Source organism: Clostridium sp. MT-14, assembly GCF_042436595.1.
GTDB classification, from domain to species: Bacteria; Bacillota; Clostridia; order Clostridiales; family Clostridiaceae; genus Clostridium_B; species Clostridium_B aromativorans.
Genome location: NZ_JBHMIY010000021.1, coordinates 20,546 through 37,615, shown reverse-complemented (window position 1 = coordinate 37,615; position 17,070 = coordinate 20,546). Strand labels below are relative to the sequence as shown.

20 protein-coding genes are annotated in these 17,070 nt (G+C 32.2%); 17 read left to right on the top strand and 3 right to left on the bottom strand.

The features are described from left to right. Window positions 1–144 precede the first annotated feature (144 nt). Both ACFHWD_RS13945 and ACFHWD_RS13940 read left to right on the top strand, forming a co-directional pair. A complete protein-coding gene (locus ACFHWD_RS13945; protein ID WP_378062375.1) occupies window positions 145–2,517 on the top strand; it encodes a glycyl radical protein in 2,373 nt (790 codons plus the stop codon). A gap of 12 nt (window positions 2,518–2,529) precedes the next feature. After that, window positions 2,530–3,402, top strand: a complete 873-nt coding sequence (locus tag ACFHWD_RS13940; protein WP_378062373.1) for a glycyl-radical enzyme activating protein — start codon at window positions 2,530–2,532, stop codon at window positions 3,400–3,402. Window positions 3,403–3,491: 89 nt separating this feature from the next. Here ACFHWD_RS13940 and ACFHWD_RS13935 read toward each other — a convergent pair whose 3' ends face one another. Further along, window positions 3,492–5,186, bottom strand: coding sequence for a M3 family oligoendopeptidase (locus tag ACFHWD_RS13935; protein ID WP_378062371.1), 1,695 nt, complete (start codon window positions 5,184–5,186; stop codon window positions 3,492–3,494). 256 nt (window positions 5,187–5,442) lie between these two features. On the opposite strand from ACFHWD_RS13935, the gene rlmH reads away from it, so the two are divergent. Beyond that, complete coding sequence (gene rlmH / locus ACFHWD_RS13930; RefSeq protein WP_150355507.1) at window positions 5,443–5,922, top strand: 23S rRNA (pseudouridine(1915)-N(3))-methyltransferase RlmH; 480 nt, start codon at window positions 5,443–5,445, stop codon at window positions 5,920–5,922. 246 nt (window positions 5,923–6,168) lie between these two features. On the opposite strand, the gene ACFHWD_RS13925 is transcribed toward rlmH, so the two are convergent. Next, window positions 6,169–6,252 (bottom strand): putative holin-like toxin, encoded by an 84-nt coding sequence (locus ACFHWD_RS13925; RefSeq protein ID WP_229982018.1) that lies wholly within the window; start codon window positions 6,250–6,252, stop codon window positions 6,169–6,171. A gap of 528 nt (window positions 6,253–6,780) precedes the next feature. Here ACFHWD_RS13925 and ACFHWD_RS13920 point away from each other — a divergent pair. The 7 genes from ACFHWD_RS13920 to ACFHWD_RS13890 all read left to right on the top strand — a co-directional run bounded on the left by ACFHWD_RS13920 (window position 6,781) and on the right by ACFHWD_RS13890 (window position 11,384). Beyond that, window positions 6,781–7,296: a hypothetical protein gene (locus ACFHWD_RS13920; RefSeq protein WP_378062368.1), complete on the top strand. Its 516-nt coding sequence runs from the start codon at window positions 6,781–6,783 to the stop codon at window positions 7,294–7,296. A gap of 199 nt (window positions 7,297–7,495) precedes the next feature. Then, on the top strand, window positions 7,496–8,311 hold the full coding sequence (locus ACFHWD_RS13915) for an MBL fold metallo-hydrolase (protein WP_378062367.1): 816 nt from the start codon (window positions 7,496–7,498) through the stop codon (window positions 8,309–8,311). 346 nt (window positions 8,312–8,657) lie between these two features. Then, window positions 8,658–8,915: a helix-turn-helix transcriptional regulator gene (locus ACFHWD_RS13910; protein WP_150355511.1), complete on the top strand. Its 258-nt coding sequence runs from the start codon at window positions 8,658–8,660 to the stop codon at window positions 8,913–8,915. After that, window positions 8,896–9,348: a peptide deformylase gene (gene def, locus ACFHWD_RS13905; RefSeq protein ID WP_150355512.1), complete on the top strand. Its 453-nt coding sequence runs from the start codon at window positions 8,896–8,898 to the stop codon at window positions 9,346–9,348. The genes ACFHWD_RS13910 and def overlap by 20 nt, the downstream gene beginning before the upstream one ends. 222 nt (window positions 9,349–9,570) lie before the next feature. After that, window positions 9,571–10,551, top strand: a complete 981-nt coding sequence (locus ACFHWD_RS13900; RefSeq protein ID WP_378062364.1) for a serine hydrolase domain-containing protein — start codon at window positions 9,571–9,573, stop codon at window positions 10,549–10,551. Between the two features lie 103 nt (window positions 10,552–10,654). After that, a complete protein-coding gene (locus ACFHWD_RS13895) occupies window positions 10,655–10,915 on the top strand; it encodes a TfoX/Sxy family protein (RefSeq protein WP_150355514.1) in 261 nt (86 codons plus the stop codon). Window positions 10,916–10,940: 25 nt separating this feature from the next. Beyond that, window positions 10,941–11,384: an alpha/beta fold hydrolase gene (locus tag ACFHWD_RS13890; protein WP_150355515.1), complete on the top strand. Its 444-nt coding sequence runs from the start codon at window positions 10,941–10,943 to the stop codon at window positions 11,382–11,384. 418 nt (window positions 11,385–11,802) lie between these two features. Here the strand turns inward: ACFHWD_RS13890 and ACFHWD_RS13885 are convergent, their stop codons facing one another. Continuing rightward, window positions 11,803–12,615, bottom strand: a complete 813-nt coding sequence (locus ACFHWD_RS13885; protein ID WP_378062399.1) for a nitroreductase family protein — start codon at window positions 12,613–12,615, stop codon at window positions 11,803–11,805. A gap of 141 nt (window positions 12,616–12,756) precedes the next feature. Here ACFHWD_RS13885 and ACFHWD_RS13880 point away from each other — a divergent pair, with 141 nt between their 5' ends. From ACFHWD_RS13880 to ACFHWD_RS13850, 7 genes are all read left to right on the top strand, one after another. Then, a complete protein-coding gene (locus tag ACFHWD_RS13880) occupies window positions 12,757–13,086 on the top strand; it encodes a winged helix-turn-helix transcriptional regulator (RefSeq protein WP_378062397.1) in 330 nt (109 codons plus the stop codon). Window positions 13,087–13,549: 463 nt separating this feature from the next. Beyond that, window positions 13,550–13,750, top strand: a complete 201-nt coding sequence (locus ACFHWD_RS13875; protein WP_273345415.1) for a ribosomal protein L7/L12 — start codon at window positions 13,550–13,552, stop codon at window positions 13,748–13,750. 273 nt (window positions 13,751–14,023) lie between these two features. Beyond that, window positions 14,024–14,494 carry an RNA polymerase sigma factor gene (locus tag ACFHWD_RS13870; RefSeq protein WP_273345413.1) on the top strand — a complete coding sequence of 157 codons (471 nt, stop codon included), beginning with the start codon at window positions 14,024–14,026 and terminating at the stop codon, window positions 14,492–14,494. Beyond that, complete coding sequence (locus tag ACFHWD_RS13865) at window positions 14,491–15,183, top strand: zf-HC2 domain-containing protein (protein ID WP_273345411.1); 693 nt, start codon at window positions 14,491–14,493, stop codon at window positions 15,181–15,183. Before ACFHWD_RS13870 ends, ACFHWD_RS13865 begins: the two co-directional genes overlap by 4 nt. 173 nt (window positions 15,184–15,356) lie before the next feature. After that, window positions 15,357–15,530: a hypothetical protein gene (locus tag ACFHWD_RS13860; protein WP_273345409.1), complete on the top strand. Its 174-nt coding sequence runs from the start codon at window positions 15,357–15,359 to the stop codon at window positions 15,528–15,530. Window positions 15,531–15,614: 84 nt separating this feature from the next. Beyond that, on the top strand, window positions 15,615–16,001 hold the full coding sequence (locus ACFHWD_RS13855; RefSeq protein WP_273345408.1) for a CPBP family intramembrane glutamic endopeptidase: 387 nt from the start codon (window positions 15,615–15,617) through the stop codon (window positions 15,999–16,001). Window positions 16,002–16,044: 43 nt separating this feature from the next. Continuing rightward, the gene (locus ACFHWD_RS13850) at window positions 16,045–17,004 is read left to right on the top strand and encodes a helix-turn-helix domain-containing protein (RefSeq protein WP_378062360.1); all 960 of its coding nucleotides are present in this window, start codon (window positions 16,045–16,047) and stop codon (window positions 17,002–17,004) included. Window positions 17,005–17,070 lie beyond the last annotated feature (66 nt).

Here is a 17,070-nt window from a genome sequence, read left to right as displayed (position 1 = left end):
TTTTATCGTTAAATTAAAGTGTCAGCTTTTAAATAAAAATTGTGTTTATATTTACAAGATCATTGACATGAATATTGTATACAATATATAATATACATATATTATATAGAAATAATTATATGAATTTATTATGGAGGTGTGATGATGAGTGTTACGGATAGAATTGAAGAGCTTAGGCAGGGTTATTTAAACTCAAAGCCATCTATTTGTTATGAAAGAGCAAAAATTTGGACTGAATCTCATGAGAGTACAGAGGGGGAACCATTGTCTATTAGAAGAGCAAAAGCTTTCTTAAAAGCATGTGAAGAGCTCCCTGTAAATATATTTGAGAATGAGCTGATTGTGGGAACAGCGGGAAAATTTAAGAGAACCGGCATACTTACTCCTGAATATTCATGGAAATGGGTTGACAAGGAGATGGATTCCTTTGATAAAAGGCCCCAGGATCCTTATTATATTACAGATAGCCAGAGGCAGTTTGTACGTGATAAAATATTTCCATATTGGAAAGGTAAATCCCTGGAAGAATGTTTCTTAAAAAGAGTACCTAAAGAAACTGCAAAATTACTGATTGATACTGGGATAATCGATACTGATTCAAAATGGAGACAGGCAGTTGGCGAAATTACTCCGGATTACCAGGATATATTATTTGCAAAAGGGTATGGGAAAATTAAGAGTGAAGCTGAAGAGCATTTAAGTGAATTGGAGGAAACCTCCGTGGAAAACATTGATAAAGTGAATTTTTACAGGTCTGTAAAAATTGTGGCTTCTGGAATAATAAAATTTGCAAATCGGTATTCTGATAAAGCAGAAGAGCTTGCAAGAGAAGAAAACAGCCTTGAGAGGAAAAATGAATTGATGGAAATATCAAGAATATGTAAAAAGGTGCCTGAAAATCAACCTGAAACGTTTTATGAAGCAATTCAATTTCTATGGTTTGTGCAATTGGGCTGTATAATTTCTGAGAACCCTCTTTCCCTTAATTTAGGAAGATTTGATCAATATATGTACCCTTATTATGAATCTGATATTAAATCAAATAAAATAACAGAGGAAAAAGCTCAAGAATTAATAGAAGCTCTATGGATTAAGCTATCCGAATGGATATGGACAATATCTTCTAATACAGCTGGTTATTTTGCAGGGTATAATCAATTCCAAAATTTAACGGTTGGTGGCAGAAAAAGAGATGGAAGTGATGCCACAAATGATCTATCATACATGTGCCTTAAGGCAACAGCAAATGTAAAAACCCATCAGCCGGGTTTAAGCGTTCGAATTCATTCGGGATGTCCTGAAGAATTTTTAATGGCAGTATGCAAGCTGGTTAAAACGGGAACTGGATTTCCTGCCATTCATAATGATAACGTTGGCTCACAGATGCTTTTGAGGGCGGGGTATGAACCTGAAGATGCGAGGGATTGGAACAATTGCGGCTGTGTAGTACCTCATTTTAGGAAGACAGGGGAATGGACATCAGCGGCAAATATCAATTTTGGGGCAGCACTTGAATATGCATTAAATGAAGGTAAAAGTAGATTGACTCATGAATCTATGGGGCTCAGCGAAAAAAATGCATCTGAATTTGATACTTATGAAGAGGTGAAAAACGCCTTTTTGAAACAGCTTGCAAATTTAATAAAACATACTGTTATTGGAACGGTAATAGCGCAACAGCTCCACACAGAGCTAGTTCCAAGGCCATTTTTGTCAACCTGTGTGGATGGATGTATGGATAAAGGTAGAGATTTGAGCAAAGGCGGTGCCAAGTACAATATAGGGCCTGTTTTAACAGGAATAGGTTTGGGAGTTGTATCAAATTCTCTAGCTGTAATAAAAAAGTTGGTTTTTGAAGAAGATATTACTACTCTTGAGGAGCTAAACAAAGCAATGGATGTGGATTGGAATGGATATGAAGAGTTGCGGAAGAAAGCACTGTCAGTTCCAAAATACGGAAATGACAATGAATATGTAGACTCCATTGCAGTGGAAATTTCTGATTTTTATTATAGAGAAGTTACAAAGTACAAAGATATTTTTGGTTCTAAATTCAATTCGGCATTTATGGGTATTTCCAATTATATACCTACAGGCAGAGTAATAGGAGCGACGCCCTGCGGCAGAAAGGCAGGAACACCTTTGTCAGAGGGAGTATCGCCATTTACGGGAAGCGATACGAACACGCTGCTTGCTGCAATGAAATCAGCAGCAAAGGTCAATCATGATGTACACACAGGGGGTACACTTTTGAATTTGAGATTGTCACCTGAATTTTTAAAGTCAGATAGGGGACTTAGAAATTTAGAGGCTATAATCAGAGCATATTTTTCATTGGGAGGATTTCATGTACAATTTAATACCGTGTCTAACGAAATATTGCGTAAGGCTCAGGAATCACCTGAAGATTATAAGGATCTGTTAGTTCGTGTTGCAGGTTATAGTACTCAATTTGTGAATTTGTCAAAAGAAGTTCAGGATGCAATTATCGCAAGAACAGTACATGAAAGTATGTAGAATATGAGTGGTATGAGTGAAAAAGGATATGTATCCCAGATACAAAATTTTTCAGTAAATGATGGAAATGGAATACGTACAACTATATTTTTATCAGGATGCCCGTTGAGATGTAAATGGTGCTGTAATCCAGAAACATGGACAGTTAAGCCTAAACTTGCAGTATTTAAGGAAAAATGTGTTAAATGCGGAAAATGTATTGAAGTGTGTCCTACAAAGCAAAAAAATTGTGTGACCTGCGGCAGATGTGTTAATGTATGCTCGTATGGTGCAAGAAAAATTGTTGGAAGGTACATGTCTGTTAAAGAAGTTATGGATCAAATAAGAAAAAATATGGTTTTTTTCAGGGAATCGAATGGAGGAATAACTTTTTCAGGAGGTGAAGCAACATTTCAGCAGAATTTTTTGAGAGCTCTTGTAGATGAAAGCTATAGTATTGGAATTGATATGGCTATTGAGACCAGTGGATATTTTATATGGGATGAAGTGAAAGATATATTTGAAAAGCTTGATTTTATATTTGTAGATATAAAAAATATGGATGAAAAGGAACATATAGAATTAACTGGTGTAAGTAATAAGTTGATTTTAGAAAATATTAAAAGAATAGGAAAATTAAAAAAGGAAACAGTAGTCAGAATTCCTCTTGTCGCTGGAATAAATGACAAAGAAGAAAATATTACGGCTGTAGCTGAATATGTAAAGAAATATGTACCTAATGGGAAAATAGAAATTTTACCTTATCATAATTTAGGAGAAGGTAAATATGAAACTATAGGGTTGGGAAGATTCAAAAATGAATTTGTCACGCCGGGATCTGATGAAGTTGATAGTGTAAAGCAATTGATCTGCAGCACGGGGGTTGAACTGGCGGATTATAGATAATATAGAAGTTACTTTAATAGGATTGTTTCGATTATTTGAGACAATCCTATTAATTTTGTAACCTCATATCATTTTAAATTATTTTTAAATTACAGTTTTTTGTCATCTATTAAATTGAACCATTCATTTATAGGTTTCATAATTGAACTTATACATCCATTTTCGAAAGGAGATTTAAGGTTAGCCAATTTTACCAATTCCAAAAAGGATTTTGTGCCTCCCACCTTGCATATTTTTATATAATCATTCCAGGCATATTTTCTATTGTCCATGGCTTTCTTCCAGAATTGAAGGGCGCATATCTGTGCCAGTGTATAATCTATATAGTAAAAAGGTACATTGAATATATGGGACTGCTGGAACCACCAGCATCCTTTTTCAAGAAAATCACATCCGGTATAATTTTTATGAGGGAGATATTTCTTTTCTATATTTCTCCAGGCTTTTTTCCTATCAGAAGGAGAGACCTCAGGATTTTCATAAACATAATGCTGGAACTCATCCACCGTAACACCATAGGGAATAAATTTTACAGCGCTTTCAAGGTGGGCAAATCTGTATTTATCTGCATCTTCTTTAAAGAACAGATTCATCCAGGGCCAGGTGAAAAACTCCATGCTCATTGAATGTATTTCGCAGCTTTCGTAGGTTGGAAAAATACATTCTGGAATGTCAATCCATCGGGACAGATAAGTCTGAAAGGCATGCCCAGCCTCGTGAGTCAAGACATCTACATCCCCTGAGGTTCCGTTGAAATTTGAAAATATGAAAGGTGCTTTGTAATCTGGTATATAAGTACAGTATCCACCACCAGCCTTACCTTCTTTGGTTATAAGATCCAAAAGTTCTTTTTCCAGCATGAAGTTAAAGAATTTCCCGGTTTCGTCAGATAGCTCAGAATACATTTTACGGGCATTTTTCACTATCCATTTTGAAGTTCCCTTTGGCCTGGCGTTTCCAGTGGCAAACTCAAAGTTTTCATCATAATAAGTAAGATTGTCAAGGTCAAGCCTTTTTCTCTGTCTTTCATAGAGTTCTGAAGCAGCGGGTACGAGGTATTTTTTCACCTGTTTTCTGAAATTGGCTACCATATGTGGATTATAGTCACTTCTTTTCATCCTTATATAACCTAGCTCCACAAAGTTTTTGAAACCCAGTTTTTTGGCAATTTTATCTCTTATTTTCACCAGATCATCATATATTTTATCAATTTCATCTTCATGATCTGTAAAAAATTTGTACTTGGCATCAGAAGCATTTTTTCTCACTTCTCTGTCCTTGTCCTGCATAAAAGGCGTTAACTCAGAAAGGTTTCTGGTTTCACCCATGAAGGGAATTTTTGCAGAAGCCAGCAATTTGGTATATTGTGATGACAGTGCATTTTCAAGTTGTAAGTCCTCTATTACTTTAGGGGAAAATGCTTTTAGGGAAAATTCAGCCAAAGTGAAAAATTGTCTGCCAAGTTTCTCTTCCAGTTCTTTTCTGAATTTTGAGTGAATCAGCTCTTTGTAAAATGTAAAGTCAAGTTCATTATACAGCGGTGAGTATTTGTCCCAGTAATTTTGCTCCTCGTCATAGTGTTTATCTTTTGTATTTATACTGTGCCTTATTTCAGCTAGAGTTCCCATAGTCTGAAGGTGGTTTCTAATGTGATTTATACGATTTATGCAGTCAAGTTGTTTTTCAAAACTGTTAGAGATTTTCAGTTCACGTATAAGAGAATCAATTGATGCTTTAACTTTCTCATAGTCAGGTCTTTCATATTTAAATTCACTGAATTTCATTTAAATAAACCTCCAATACAAATTGAGTTCATTAACATTATAGTATATGTGATTGAATTTTGAAAATAGATAATTTGATGTTTGGAATCAAATCTGATAAAATATAAATAATATAATGAAAGGTAATATCTTAACACTGCAGCTGCAGTGTATTGTTTTGTATACTTGTTTTTTTGTCTATCTTTCCAGTTTTAGTAGAGGAGAGATTTTTTTATGTTTGTTTTGAAAATTAACAATTTGAAAAGTGGAGGACGATATGAACATTACAATAATTTCTGTGGGGAAATTAAAGGAAAAATATTTGAAGGATGCGGTTTTTGAGTATTCCAAAAGGCTTTCCAGGTACTGCAAGCTGAATATCATTGAAGTCATGGATGAGAAAATTCCGGATGGAGCTTCAGAAAAAGAGGAGGACATGATAAGGGAAAAGGAAGGCAAAAAGATATTGAAATATTTAAAGGAAGGCAGTTATGTAATAGCTCTTGACTTAAAGGGAAGTATGATGTCCTCGGTGGAGTTTGCCTATAAAGTTCAGCAGCTTGCCCTGGAGGGAAACAGCAGCATAATTTTTATAATTGGAGGTTCTCTGGGTATTTCTGAGGAAATTTTACAGAAATCAAATTGTAAATTGTGTTTTTCTCAAATGACTTTTCCACATCAGCTTTTCAGGGTAATGCTTCTGGAGCAGATTTACAGAGCTTTTAAGATACTGAAGGGAGAACCTTACCACAAATGACGTAGCTTTTTTATGGAATAGGGTTGATGTGAGAGGGTTAAAGAGATATGTTTAAAATAATATGAATGAAAATTTTTATAAAAATATGATTTTAAATCATAAAATGTGTTATAATATAAATACAAAGAGAGAAAATAAAAACAGGATGCTGGCAACATCCTGTAGTGTACAATCTAGTTGCTTAGGCAACTGGTATCACTAAATTTTTTAATAAAAATAGTAGTATCCAATTGCGAAGCGGGGCTACTATTTTTTTGAGATTTTTTCTATAAGTAAAACTATTAATGTTAATAGTGATATTAAGAACAAACCACTTTGAAATAGTAACATTAAAATGCTGTTACTCATTGTATCACCTCCCTTCAACAGGGATGAGTGATACCAGTAGCCCACATGCAACCTATTTAATTGTACTAATAAATTATAACATGACTGTTGAGATAATTCTATATCTGGTATTATTTTCCTATTTAGATATATCTTATAAAAAGTATTTGTTGATGTATAGTCAATAAATACTTTATTTTTTATATTTGGAGGATGGGAACGTGAGAATTATCAAAACATTAAAAATATTAAACTGCTGAAGAGGAAATCGCAAATAGATAGAGAAGTACTCTAGGAAATTGAGGAATACTTCAACAACATATGCAAGCTAGAAGGAAAGACAATAGATGAGTTTTCACTGAAAGACTGTGGAATAATTGTATACATTCAAAATGGAGACAATATCTGGGATTTGAAGGAAGTAGGATTGAATCGGAAGATAATGATATAATCTATCTATAAATTAATTTACAGTAGTAAATTATTGTGGAGCAAAGATTATAATAATTCTTTAGGAGAGTGTATAGGCTAATGGATGAAACAAATTATACTGAGATAATTAAAGACCAAACAAAACGCGCTTTATGGAGTATAAACAATGTTATGGATTGTGTATCTGATGAATATTGGAATAAAAATTATTGTGATATGCCTTTATGGAAACATATTTACCATACATTACATTCCTTGGATATGTGGTATATAAATCCAAGAAAATATTCGGAACCGTCATTTCATATTAAGGACTTAAATAATTTGGATGTTAAAACAGATAAAGTATTATCAAGAAATGAATTAAACCACTATTTTCAATTAATTGAAGAGAAAATAAATCAGTATCTTAATAGTATAACAGATGATATACTTCTTACAAAGCCTGAAAACTGTGAATGGACAAGGTTTGCATTAATTCTTGCACAACATAGACATTTACATAGCCATATGGGAATGATTATGGGATTTATTATTGCTGAGACAGGATTATGGCCCAGAGTTTTAGGATTAGAAGATGAGATCCCAACTAGTGAGTATAATTTATATTTTTAATAATTATGATATATACTGGCGAATCAGTATGGAATTTTCTCAAAATGCGAACAAAGATTATTTAAAAGTAATATACAGATAAATATAATAATTTGTAGAGAAGGTGAAGTTGTGAAGATATTTTTACGAATGCATCCAAGAAATCGCTTATCCTTTGTGCAACTATAAAATTATTACTGTACAGAGGAGTGTATATTAAATGAATAGATTAAATAGACCAGTTTTTACAAAAGAAACAATCAGAGAAATGGAAGATATGTCATTTTTCATATATGCTAAGATTTTTGATGATTTGCTAATTGTTGCACAAAAGCAGACAAACTGTTTTGTATTGAAAACAAGTGATGGGCTGATAGTAATAGATGCTATTTGGCCGGTAAAAGAAGCTTTTGAGGCAATAATAGATTCCATTGAAGATGTTGGCTGGAATCCCGCTGCAATAAAAAAACTGGTTTTGACACATGGACATGTTGATCATACTGGATGCGGGAAATGGTTTGTTGAAAGATATCATGCTGATACCTATCTTTCTAAAATAGATGATATTTTTTGGAATGAATATCCCACAAAACCTGATAGACCGGAAACGTGGAAAGATTACAAAATTAATGTTTATATCCAGGATGGTGATACCATAACATTAGGTGATAAGACGATATATGTTTATGGTACTCCTGGTCATACTCCGGGAGGATTAAGCTACATGTTCCCTGTAAAAGAAAAAGGAGAAACTCACATGGCAGCATTATGGGGAGGAACGACACCACCATGGACAAAGAATGAAGTGAAACAATATCTCAAGTCATTGGATTACTTTATAAGTGAAGCAATTTGTAGAAAAGTAGATGTGGCTTTAAGTAATCATACAGCTATAGATAATGGATTGGAACGTATTATGTATTCAAAAAAAGGATTGGACTACATGCCCAATATTTATATCATCGGGCAGGATGGATTCCAAAATTATTGTCAGGTATTTCGTACATTGAGTTATGAGATGCTGCAAAAATTATAAATATAGCATGAAGCCGACAAATTCATGTTTTTGTATAAATTATAATATAAAAATTTTGCGTTAAAAATCAAGCATAGATTTATTTAAGTACTAAGAAGATAAGCGCTATTGTCACTGTGAAAAATATGATATGGTGATGATAGTGTTTTTTCAAGTCTAAATATCTTTAGTATATCTAAGCATTTTTTTAGCCTTGAGAAAGTGAAGAAGTTCTTTTTTACTTTCTATGTTCCAAATACTGTTATTTTTGTTAATAAGCTTATTTATTAAGTAAGGTTAACTTGATATCAGTGTTAAAGAATGTTATATTTGTTATGTAAGGTAAACATTACAGAGGTGATAATTTATGAAAAATCGATTAAAGAAATTTAGAGAAGCCTTTGGATTAACTCAAGAGCAATTAGGAGAACTTATAGGGGTATCAAGACAGGCTATTAATTCTATAGAAACAGAAAAATATGAACCTTCCATATGGTTAGCATATGATATTTCTAAAGTTTTTCATGAATCCATAGAGGATATTTTTCTTTTTGAAGAAAGTGAAAGAAAATCGAGAGCACAACAAAGCAGGGGGTGTTGTTTAAATGGCACTAAGACAAATTAGGCTTTCTGATGATCAAATACTAAGGAAAAAAAGCAGAAAAGTTGAAATAGTAGATGATAAAATAAGACAAATTTTAAAAGATATGGCTGATACTATGTATAATTCAAAAAATGGTGCAGGATTAGCAGCTCCACAAGTTGGAATATTGAAGAGATTAGTTGTAATAGATATGGGGCAGGGACTCATAAAATTAATTAATCCAGAGATAATCATGCAGGAAGGAGAACAAGAAGTTATAGAGGGATGTTTAAGTATTCCTAATGTAGTAGGAAAATTAAATAGACCTGCAAAAGTAACAGTACAAGCATTAAACGAAAATGGGGATAAAATTATATTAAAAGGTACAGGAGATTTGGCAAAATGTTTCTGCCATGAAATAAATCATTTAGAAGGTATCCTTTTTACAGATTTAGTTACCGAATATATAAGATGATTTCATTTATACAGACAAATATAAATCTAAGGTCCAGTATTATAAATTAGTAATTTACCGAGCCGTCAAACCAAAGGTTATTTATATAATCCAACGGAACAATAAACTAGAAGTTGCAGATTAGTTTGAAATATAGCTAATCTATTTTTCTTGATTTATTTAAAAATAGTTGTTGAAAAAATTTTTTAATTAACCTATCCTTTAGGTAAAGGAAGAGATCATATGAATCAAGAAAAAATGATAGAGTTAGAAAAGACAATAAACAGTAACTATAACAATATTGCGGGTATGATTGTACTAAAAAATGGTAAAACATTATATGAAAACTACTTTAATGAATATACTGCTACTAACACCATCCATGTAGCATCGGTAACAAAAAGTATTTTTTCTGCATTGATTGGTATCGCCATAGATAATGGGTATATCAAAAGTATAGACCAGAAAGTATTGGATTTTTTCCCAGATTACACTATTAAAAGAGGTGAAAAAACGATACAGAGCGTTACGATTAAGAATATGCTGACTATGACAGCTCCGTATAAATGTAAGTCAGAACCATACGAAAAGTTTTTCGCAAGCGATAACTGGATAAAAGCTGCACTTGACTTATTAGGAGGTAAGGGGCAGATAGGAGAATTTAGGTATTCTCCTATCGTAGGAACACATATTTTGTCGGGCATTCTTGTAAAAGCAACAGAACAATCAGTGCTTGAGTTTGCAACAGAAAATTTATTTTCGCCATTGGGAATTAATGTTGGACACAATGTGGTGTTACATAATAAAGAAGAACATTTTGCCTTTCTCAAAGATAAAAATGTTAGCGGTTGGGTTGTTGACCCGCAAGGGGTAAATCCAGCAAGTTGGGGTCTTACCTTGACCCCTATGGATATGGCAAAAATAGGTCAATTGTACTTAGATGGCGGAATATGGAAGGATAAACAAATTGTATCGGCTCAATGGATAGATGAGAGTACAAAGGAAAATAGCCGATGGGGCAAGCTGTCGTATGGCTATCTGTGGTGGATTATTGATGATAAAGAACATATCTATGCAGCTTTGGGAGATGGAGGAAATGTGATTTATGTCAATACAAAGAAAAAAATGGTAGTTTCTATTGCTTCCCTTTTTATGCCAGATGCTAAGGATAGAATAGAACTTATTAAAGAGTATATTGAACCAATGTTTGAGAATTGTGTATAGTGAATCTCAATTTATCGGAGAGACTATGAGCATAATAGAAACACTACAAATTCCAATTTAAGTTTGAATAACATAAATCAGTAATTTGAAAGGAAGTTTTATTATGGGAGAATTATCAAAATTGCCTAATATCGGAAAAGAAGTTGAAAGGCAGTTGAATGAAGTAGGCATATTTACTTATGATGAATTAAAAGATATTGGTGCAGAACAGGCGTGGCTGAAAATACAAGAAATTGATGTTTCTGCATGTATTCATAGATTGCTGGCATTAGAGGGTGCAATTCACGGTGTTAAGAAAACAGCTTTACCACAGGAACGTAAAGCAGAACTAAAAGATTTTTATAATTGGCATAAACATAAATAGTAAATTTGTGGAGGAAAAATATAGTATGAATATATATGAATTTGGAGTGGAATATGATAAGATACTAATTCTTTTTCATGGCGCATGTATGAGTTGGAAATGGTATGAACCTTCTATAAAAATATTAAAAAATTATTTTCATGTTATAATTCCTGCACTTCCAGGTCATGACCTAACAAATAACAGTTATTTTACTAGTATTGAGGATGTATGCAGAAAAATGGAGGAATGGTTGTTGCAAAAAGGGTATCAAGCCATTGATATTTTATATGGACTTTCTGCAGGAGGAGGTCTTGCAATTCGTATGCTGTCCGACAGCAAACTTACTATTAGAAATATAGTGATTGATGGTGGAATTACACCATATCAGCTTCCATATTTAATTACTCGAATGCTTGCTGTAAGGGATTTTTTGATAATAGAAATAGCAAAGCGTAGCAAGAAAAGCTATTACTTTAGCTTATTCTGAAGAAAAATACGGCAAAGAGGCAATAGATTAAATATATGAATTTATTCAGCATATAAGTGCAAAAACAATATGGAATGTTTTTGACTCTTGTAATAATTATTCTATGCCGAATACAATACCTTTACCTGTCAAATGTAAAATAATGTATTGGTATGGAGAAAACGAAAAATTAAATCGTAAGTCAGATATTGCTTATGTAAAAAAGAATTTTCCAGATACAAAATTTCGGATGATATCACAAATGGATCATGGGGAATATTGCATGGTACAGTCAGAAAAATTTGCCATGGATTTGATAAAGATAAGCTATAAAGTATAAATCCCAACTTGAGAAAGTAAAGCAGTTCTTTTTTATCTTCTATGTTCCAATCCTTATGATTGTGGACGTGTATGAATATTAACATTAAATAATCAAATATCATTCAATGAAATTAACTTCTAGTGGATTTCTAGTAACTAATCTCTGAAATTTATATTTTGGATATCCAACCATAACAACACCTGTTACTACTTTATCTTGGGGAATGTTAATCAAATTTAATAGAGGTGCATATTCTGCAAAAGCACACATTTCAAATAGTCCGGCCCAGCAGCTTCCTAGTCCTAAAGAGGTTGCAAAAAGCTCCATATATGTAAACTGTGAAATTGTATTTTGTCTGCTATTTTTTAAATTTTTAGAAGCAGTTCCTAGAATCAAATTAGGTGCATCTCGTAGTATTACATCGTTTTTATTTTCCTTATAATCTTTAACATGAGCAGAAAAACTCCAGTATCCTGATGACTTAGTTACTTGTTCTTCCATCCACTCCATTACAGCTTCTGTTAATTTTCTAAGCAATTCTTTATTTTTAATAATAATATATGAAATTCCCTGGCTATTACTTGCCGTAGGGGCAAGTCTTGCAATATTAACTAATTTTATAAGCTTTTCTTTTTCTACAGGTATGTCTTTATAACAGCGAATTGATCTGCGTGATCTAAGAAATTTTTCAGCTGCTAATTCATTTATTACAGGAAATTTTTCTAGTTTAACTTGATCTTTTAAAGGAGTCTTCATATTATCAATTGCACTATTAGGGCACACTGCAGTACATTGTCCACAACCGATACAAACTTTTTCAACGACCTCTCTTGGCCCATTTTCATCCATATGTAAAAATTTTGTTGGACACACTTTTGTACAAATTCCACATTTAGTACATTTCTCTTTGTTTATCTTAATTAATTTCACCATCTACGCCTCATTTTTGTTTAAAATTTGTATACGAAAGTTACTTACATTATAATAATATACATCAATGTAGAACATAACAAGTACGCACTTATAAGTGCTATAGTAACCATTTGTATACTATTTAAGGAGGTGTTCCCAATAATAAAATATAAAAATACAGAATACCAAGGTTCCATGGAATTAACTTTAAATATAATAGGTGGAAAATGGAAGCCAATTATTCTTTGGTATTTGAGCAGCAATACTCTAAGGTTTGGAGAATTAAAAAAGAAAATGCCTAAAATAACACAAAAAATGCTTACACAGCAGCTTAAATCACTTGAAGAAAATGGACTTATTAATAGAGTTGTATACAATGAAATACCACCTAGAGTAGAGTATTCTCTTACCTATACCGGGAAAACTCTTATTCCAATTTTAGAAAACCTATCTGAATGGGCACATGAATATATAAATACAAATAAATAACGTGGATTTTTTGTGATGAGAGGCTGATATAAATGGGCTTGGTGAATTTAGGTGAGGTTAATAATGATAAAAATTTTATGGAAATATGATTTTAGATCATAAAATGTGTTATTATATAAATAAAAATAGTATAGTAGCAACCATTTGCCGGTAGGAGCTACTATTTTTTTATTTCTTTAATGAGTAAAACTATAAATGTTAACAATGGAATAAGGAATAATACTGCTTCAAAAAGTAACATTAAGATGTTATTACTCATTATATCACCTCTCTTTGAAAAGGGATAAGTGATACCGGTAGCCCACATGTAACATATAGTAATTCACAATAGTAAGATTTATTGTGCGTTTATTATTAAAAACTGAGGAGATCACATATGGATAATGGAATTGCTTTGGTAGGTATTTCGGTAATAATATTTGTGGGTTTATAAATTAATCAATTATGAAGTGAAGTTAATCGTATGAATTCAAAATTAAATAAGATTTCTAAATGTGTTGGTGTTTGTGATGAATTGAAAAAGGAAATTATTGAAGAATTGAAAGATCTTGTATCACGAGGAGAAAAAATTAAAGCAATTAAAAAATATAGAGTGGTTACTGGGGCCGGGTTAAAAGAAGCTAAGGATTATATTGATTCTTTAAATGATACACAGGACAAATAGCAAATTTTTAAGGAGAGAGATGTTATGAGTAAGTATACTGCTTTATGGAAATATGTTCAAAAGAATGTTATTACATCAAAAGCGAGGAGTATTTATTATTGAAAATCTTTGTAATCTAAATACACTTTTTGAAGGACAAACAAATAGGAAATATATATTATAAAAATAAAAAAAGCATTTGTTGATGTAAAGTCAATAAATGCTTAAAATTTTTAAAAAGACTGTAACGAAATTTGATTTCGAGAGTCTTATATATGAGAGAGAGGTGAAACTGTGGCTGATTTTGAAGTTATATACTCTCAATATTTCGCTGATGTCTATAAATATGCTCTGTCACTATGCCGTAATCAAACTTTGGCAGAGGAAATAACCCAGGAAACATTTTTTAAAGCTTTAAAAAGTATAGACAAGTTTAAAGGAGACTGTAAAATACGAGTTTGGCTGTGTCAGATAACAAAAAATACTTATTTTTCCATATGTCAAAAAAATAAACATATTACGGCTGAATCCCATGAAGAAAATGAAGGTGAATGTATTGAGCAAAAATTAATAGATAGTGAAACAGTTTGGGAAATACATAAAACACTTCATTTTTTAGATGAACCATATAAAGAGGTTTTTACTTTACGGGTGTTTGGTGAATTATCTTTTTTACAAATTGCTGAGCTTTTTGGAAAAACAGAAAGCTGGGCAAGAGTCACATTTCATCGTGCAAAGATCAAAATCAAGGAGGTGTTAAAATGAAAATTCCCTGTGAAGTAGTTAAAGATTTAATGCCGCTCTATCATGATAATGTTTGCAGTGACGAAAGTCGTACCATTATCGAGGAACATTTGCTGGAGTGTGATACCTGCAAAAAATACCTTGATGATATGGAGGACGATTTCATTCAAACTAATGACGAGAAAGCAGCAGAGCAAGCAAAATTTGATATATTAAAAAGAATAAAAAGGCAGCTGTTTAGAAAAAATGTTATGGTGTCAGTTATTTCAGTTATATGTACAATTGCTGTATTATTAGGAGGATTTTCATTTATCTTTCACTACCAGATGCCAATTCCCTACGAAAATGGCCTAGTGAGTGTGAAAAAGGGAGATAACGGGATGGTTGATGCTTATTTTAACGGGGATGATTACTACTGTTCGTATAAATGGAATACCACAATTGAAAAAAATGGTGTAAAACAACATGTTGCATATATTTATTACACAGATACTATATGGACAAAGTATTTTTCTAAGCCACAAAAAGATAAGCAATATAAGTATACAATTAACAATAATGATTTTTTAAATTATGATGGGTCCAGATTTATAGAGGTAAAAAAAGATATATCAGCGGTGTATTATCTGGATTACTCGCACATTCCAAAGCTATCTACAGAAGAATTGCAAAAGAATTCCTCGAAAGCAGTTCTTCTTTGGAAAAAATAAACGTATAAAAATGTGTTGTAATATAAATACAAAGAGAGAAGATAAATATCCACCAGCTAAGCTGGTGGATATTTATTGACTGTTTTAGATGTGGATGATATTATTATTTCTATAGGTTGATAATAATTCTCATTATTAATCTATAGAAATAATTGCAGAGGAGCACAGGATGTATGACAAAAGTTATGGAAGACTTAGCTGAAGAAAAATTGTGGATTCCTATAGTGATTAGTATATCATATATTTTATTTGTATTTTTATACATATATGCGTTATATACTGGAAATCATTTGATATTGTCAAAAAATCTATCCGACAAAAATTTTATCTATAAAGCTGTACAGTAAAGTATTTTTATTATAATGTGTATAATTCTTGTCGGAATAGGATGTCTTGTAGAAAAAAGATCATTTCAAACTTTGAGATTTAAATTGAATTATCCAGTAATTACTTTTGTATTGATTTTGATTTATGCGGCTGTTTTTATTATAAAATACGATGGCATTAAAAGTGTATATAATGCTGTGCATTATTTAATTGCAGTTGCTTTTACAGAGGAACTTTTGTTCAGGGCATATCTCTTTACTTCTTTGGAATCCAGGCTCGGAGAAAAATTATCTGTAATTGTTTCAGGAACTCTGTGGGGAGCTGCACATTCAATTATAGGTATTATTCTATATCATAGATCAGTTTCTGTATCTGTTTTGTCTATGATAATAGGATATATAATCGCAAATTATGTTTTTGTGAAATTGTTGAAGAAGACAGATTCAATTTATATTCCTATATTGGTACATGCTTTGTTGGATTATTTTTAGTGAGTGGATTAACTTATATATATTTTGTATGTGAGGTGGTATTGTGTATGTAACAGATAGAGACAAGCAATTATATGGAAGTCAGGTATGTGTAGTTAAAAAAGATAAAGACTGTGCGATTTATAAAATTGACAATCCTACAGGCAGTGCCGTTATGACGAGTTATTCGGTATTTCCCGGTATTGAGCTGATTTATAATGACGTTCATGCACAATTTGTAAGCGTTGATGTAGAACCTCCAAAAAATATTTTGGAAATCAATCACTGCAGGGAAGGGATAATTGAGTGTGAAAGCAGAAAAGGAGAGTATTTGTATCTTTCTAGAGGCAGTCTTGCAATAAATCGAAAATTCAGTGTAAATAAAAGCTCTTATTTTCCATTGAGTCACTTTCATGGAATTACCGTTGCTCTGGATTTTGATAAAGTACCCGAGTGTTTGTCCTGTATTTTAGATGAAGTTTCAGTTGATCTGTCAAAATTGAAGAGTAAATTTTTCGGAAATAATGAAAATTTTTTAATAATAAGGGAAAATCAAAGTATACACCATATTTTTTCTGAATTGTATTCAGTGTCTGAGAAGATAAGAAAAGGATATTACAAAGTGAAGGTTTTAGAAATTCTCCTTTTCTTAAGCAGTTTGGAGGAAGAAGAATTGAAGCAGAGCAAACGGTACTACCCGAAAAAGCAGGTGGATACAGTGAAGAAGATAAAAAAATATTTAACAGTGGATCTTTCTGAAAAAGTTACTTTGGATGAACTGTCATCACAATTCAAAATTCCACTTACCACCATGAAACTTGTATTTAAAGAAATGTATGGAGACAGTATATATTCTTTTATAAGGACATATAAAATGCAGAAGGCAGTGGAGCTTTTGAAAAACACCGGCAGGGAGATCAATGATATTGCAGTATGCCTTGGATATAACAATGCGAGCAAATTTTCAAAGGCATTTAAAGAGGTGATTGGGATAAATCCCAGCATATATCGAAAAAATGTCTAAATGGAGCATCGGGGTCTGAATAGAGTAGAAGGTGAAGACATAATAAATTAGAATAAATTGTGTAAC

Coding starts and splice junctions, on each gene's coding strand:
- ACFHWD_RS13945 (WP_378062375.1), top strand. CDS start 145: ATGAGTGTTACGGATAGAATTGAAGAGCTTAGGCAGGGTTATTTAAAC.
- ACFHWD_RS13895 (WP_150355514.1), top strand. CDS start 10,655: ATGGGAGAATTATCAAAATTGCCTAATATCGGAAAAGAAGTTGAAAGG.
- rlmH (WP_150355507.1), top strand. CDS start 5,443: ATGAACATTACAATAATTTCTGTGGGGAAATTAAAGGAAAAATATTTG.
- ACFHWD_RS13860 (WP_273345409.1), top strand. CDS start 15,357: ATGACAAAAGTTATGGAAGACTTAGCTGAAGAAAAATTGTGGATTCCT.
- ACFHWD_RS13865 (WP_273345411.1), top strand. CDS start 14,491: ATGAAAATTCCCTGTGAAGTAGTTAAAGATTTAATGCCGCTCTATCAT.
- ACFHWD_RS13915 (WP_378062367.1), top strand. CDS start 7,496: ATGAATAGATTAAATAGACCAGTTTTTACAAAAGAAACAATCAGAGAA.
- ACFHWD_RS13935 (WP_378062371.1), bottom strand. CDS start 5,186: ATGAAATTCAGTGAATTTAAATATGAAAGACCTGACTATGAGAAAGTT.
- ACFHWD_RS13940 (WP_378062373.1), top strand. CDS start 2,530: ATGAGTGAAAAAGGATATGTATCCCAGATACAAAATTTTTCAGTAAAT.
- def (WP_150355512.1), top strand. CDS start 8,896: ATGGCACTAAGACAAATTAGGCTTTCTGATGATCAAATACTAAGGAAA.
- ACFHWD_RS13910 (WP_150355511.1), top strand. CDS start 8,658: ATGAAAAATCGATTAAAGAAATTTAGAGAAGCCTTTGGATTAACTCAA.
- ACFHWD_RS13925 (WP_229982018.1), bottom strand. CDS start 6,252: ATGTTACTATTTCAAAGTGGTTTGTTCTTAATATCACTATTAACATTA.
- ACFHWD_RS13890 (WP_150355515.1), top strand. CDS start 10,941: ATGAATATATATGAATTTGGAGTGGAATATGATAAGATACTAATTCTT.
- ACFHWD_RS13900 (WP_378062364.1), top strand. CDS start 9,571: ATGAATCAAGAAAAAATGATAGAGTTAGAAAAGACAATAAACAGTAAC.
- ACFHWD_RS13920 (WP_378062368.1), top strand. CDS start 6,781: ATGGATGAAACAAATTATACTGAGATAATTAAAGACCAAACAAAACGC.
- ACFHWD_RS13875 (WP_273345415.1), top strand. CDS start 13,550: ATGAATTCAAAATTAAATAAGATTTCTAAATGTGTTGGTGTTTGTGAT.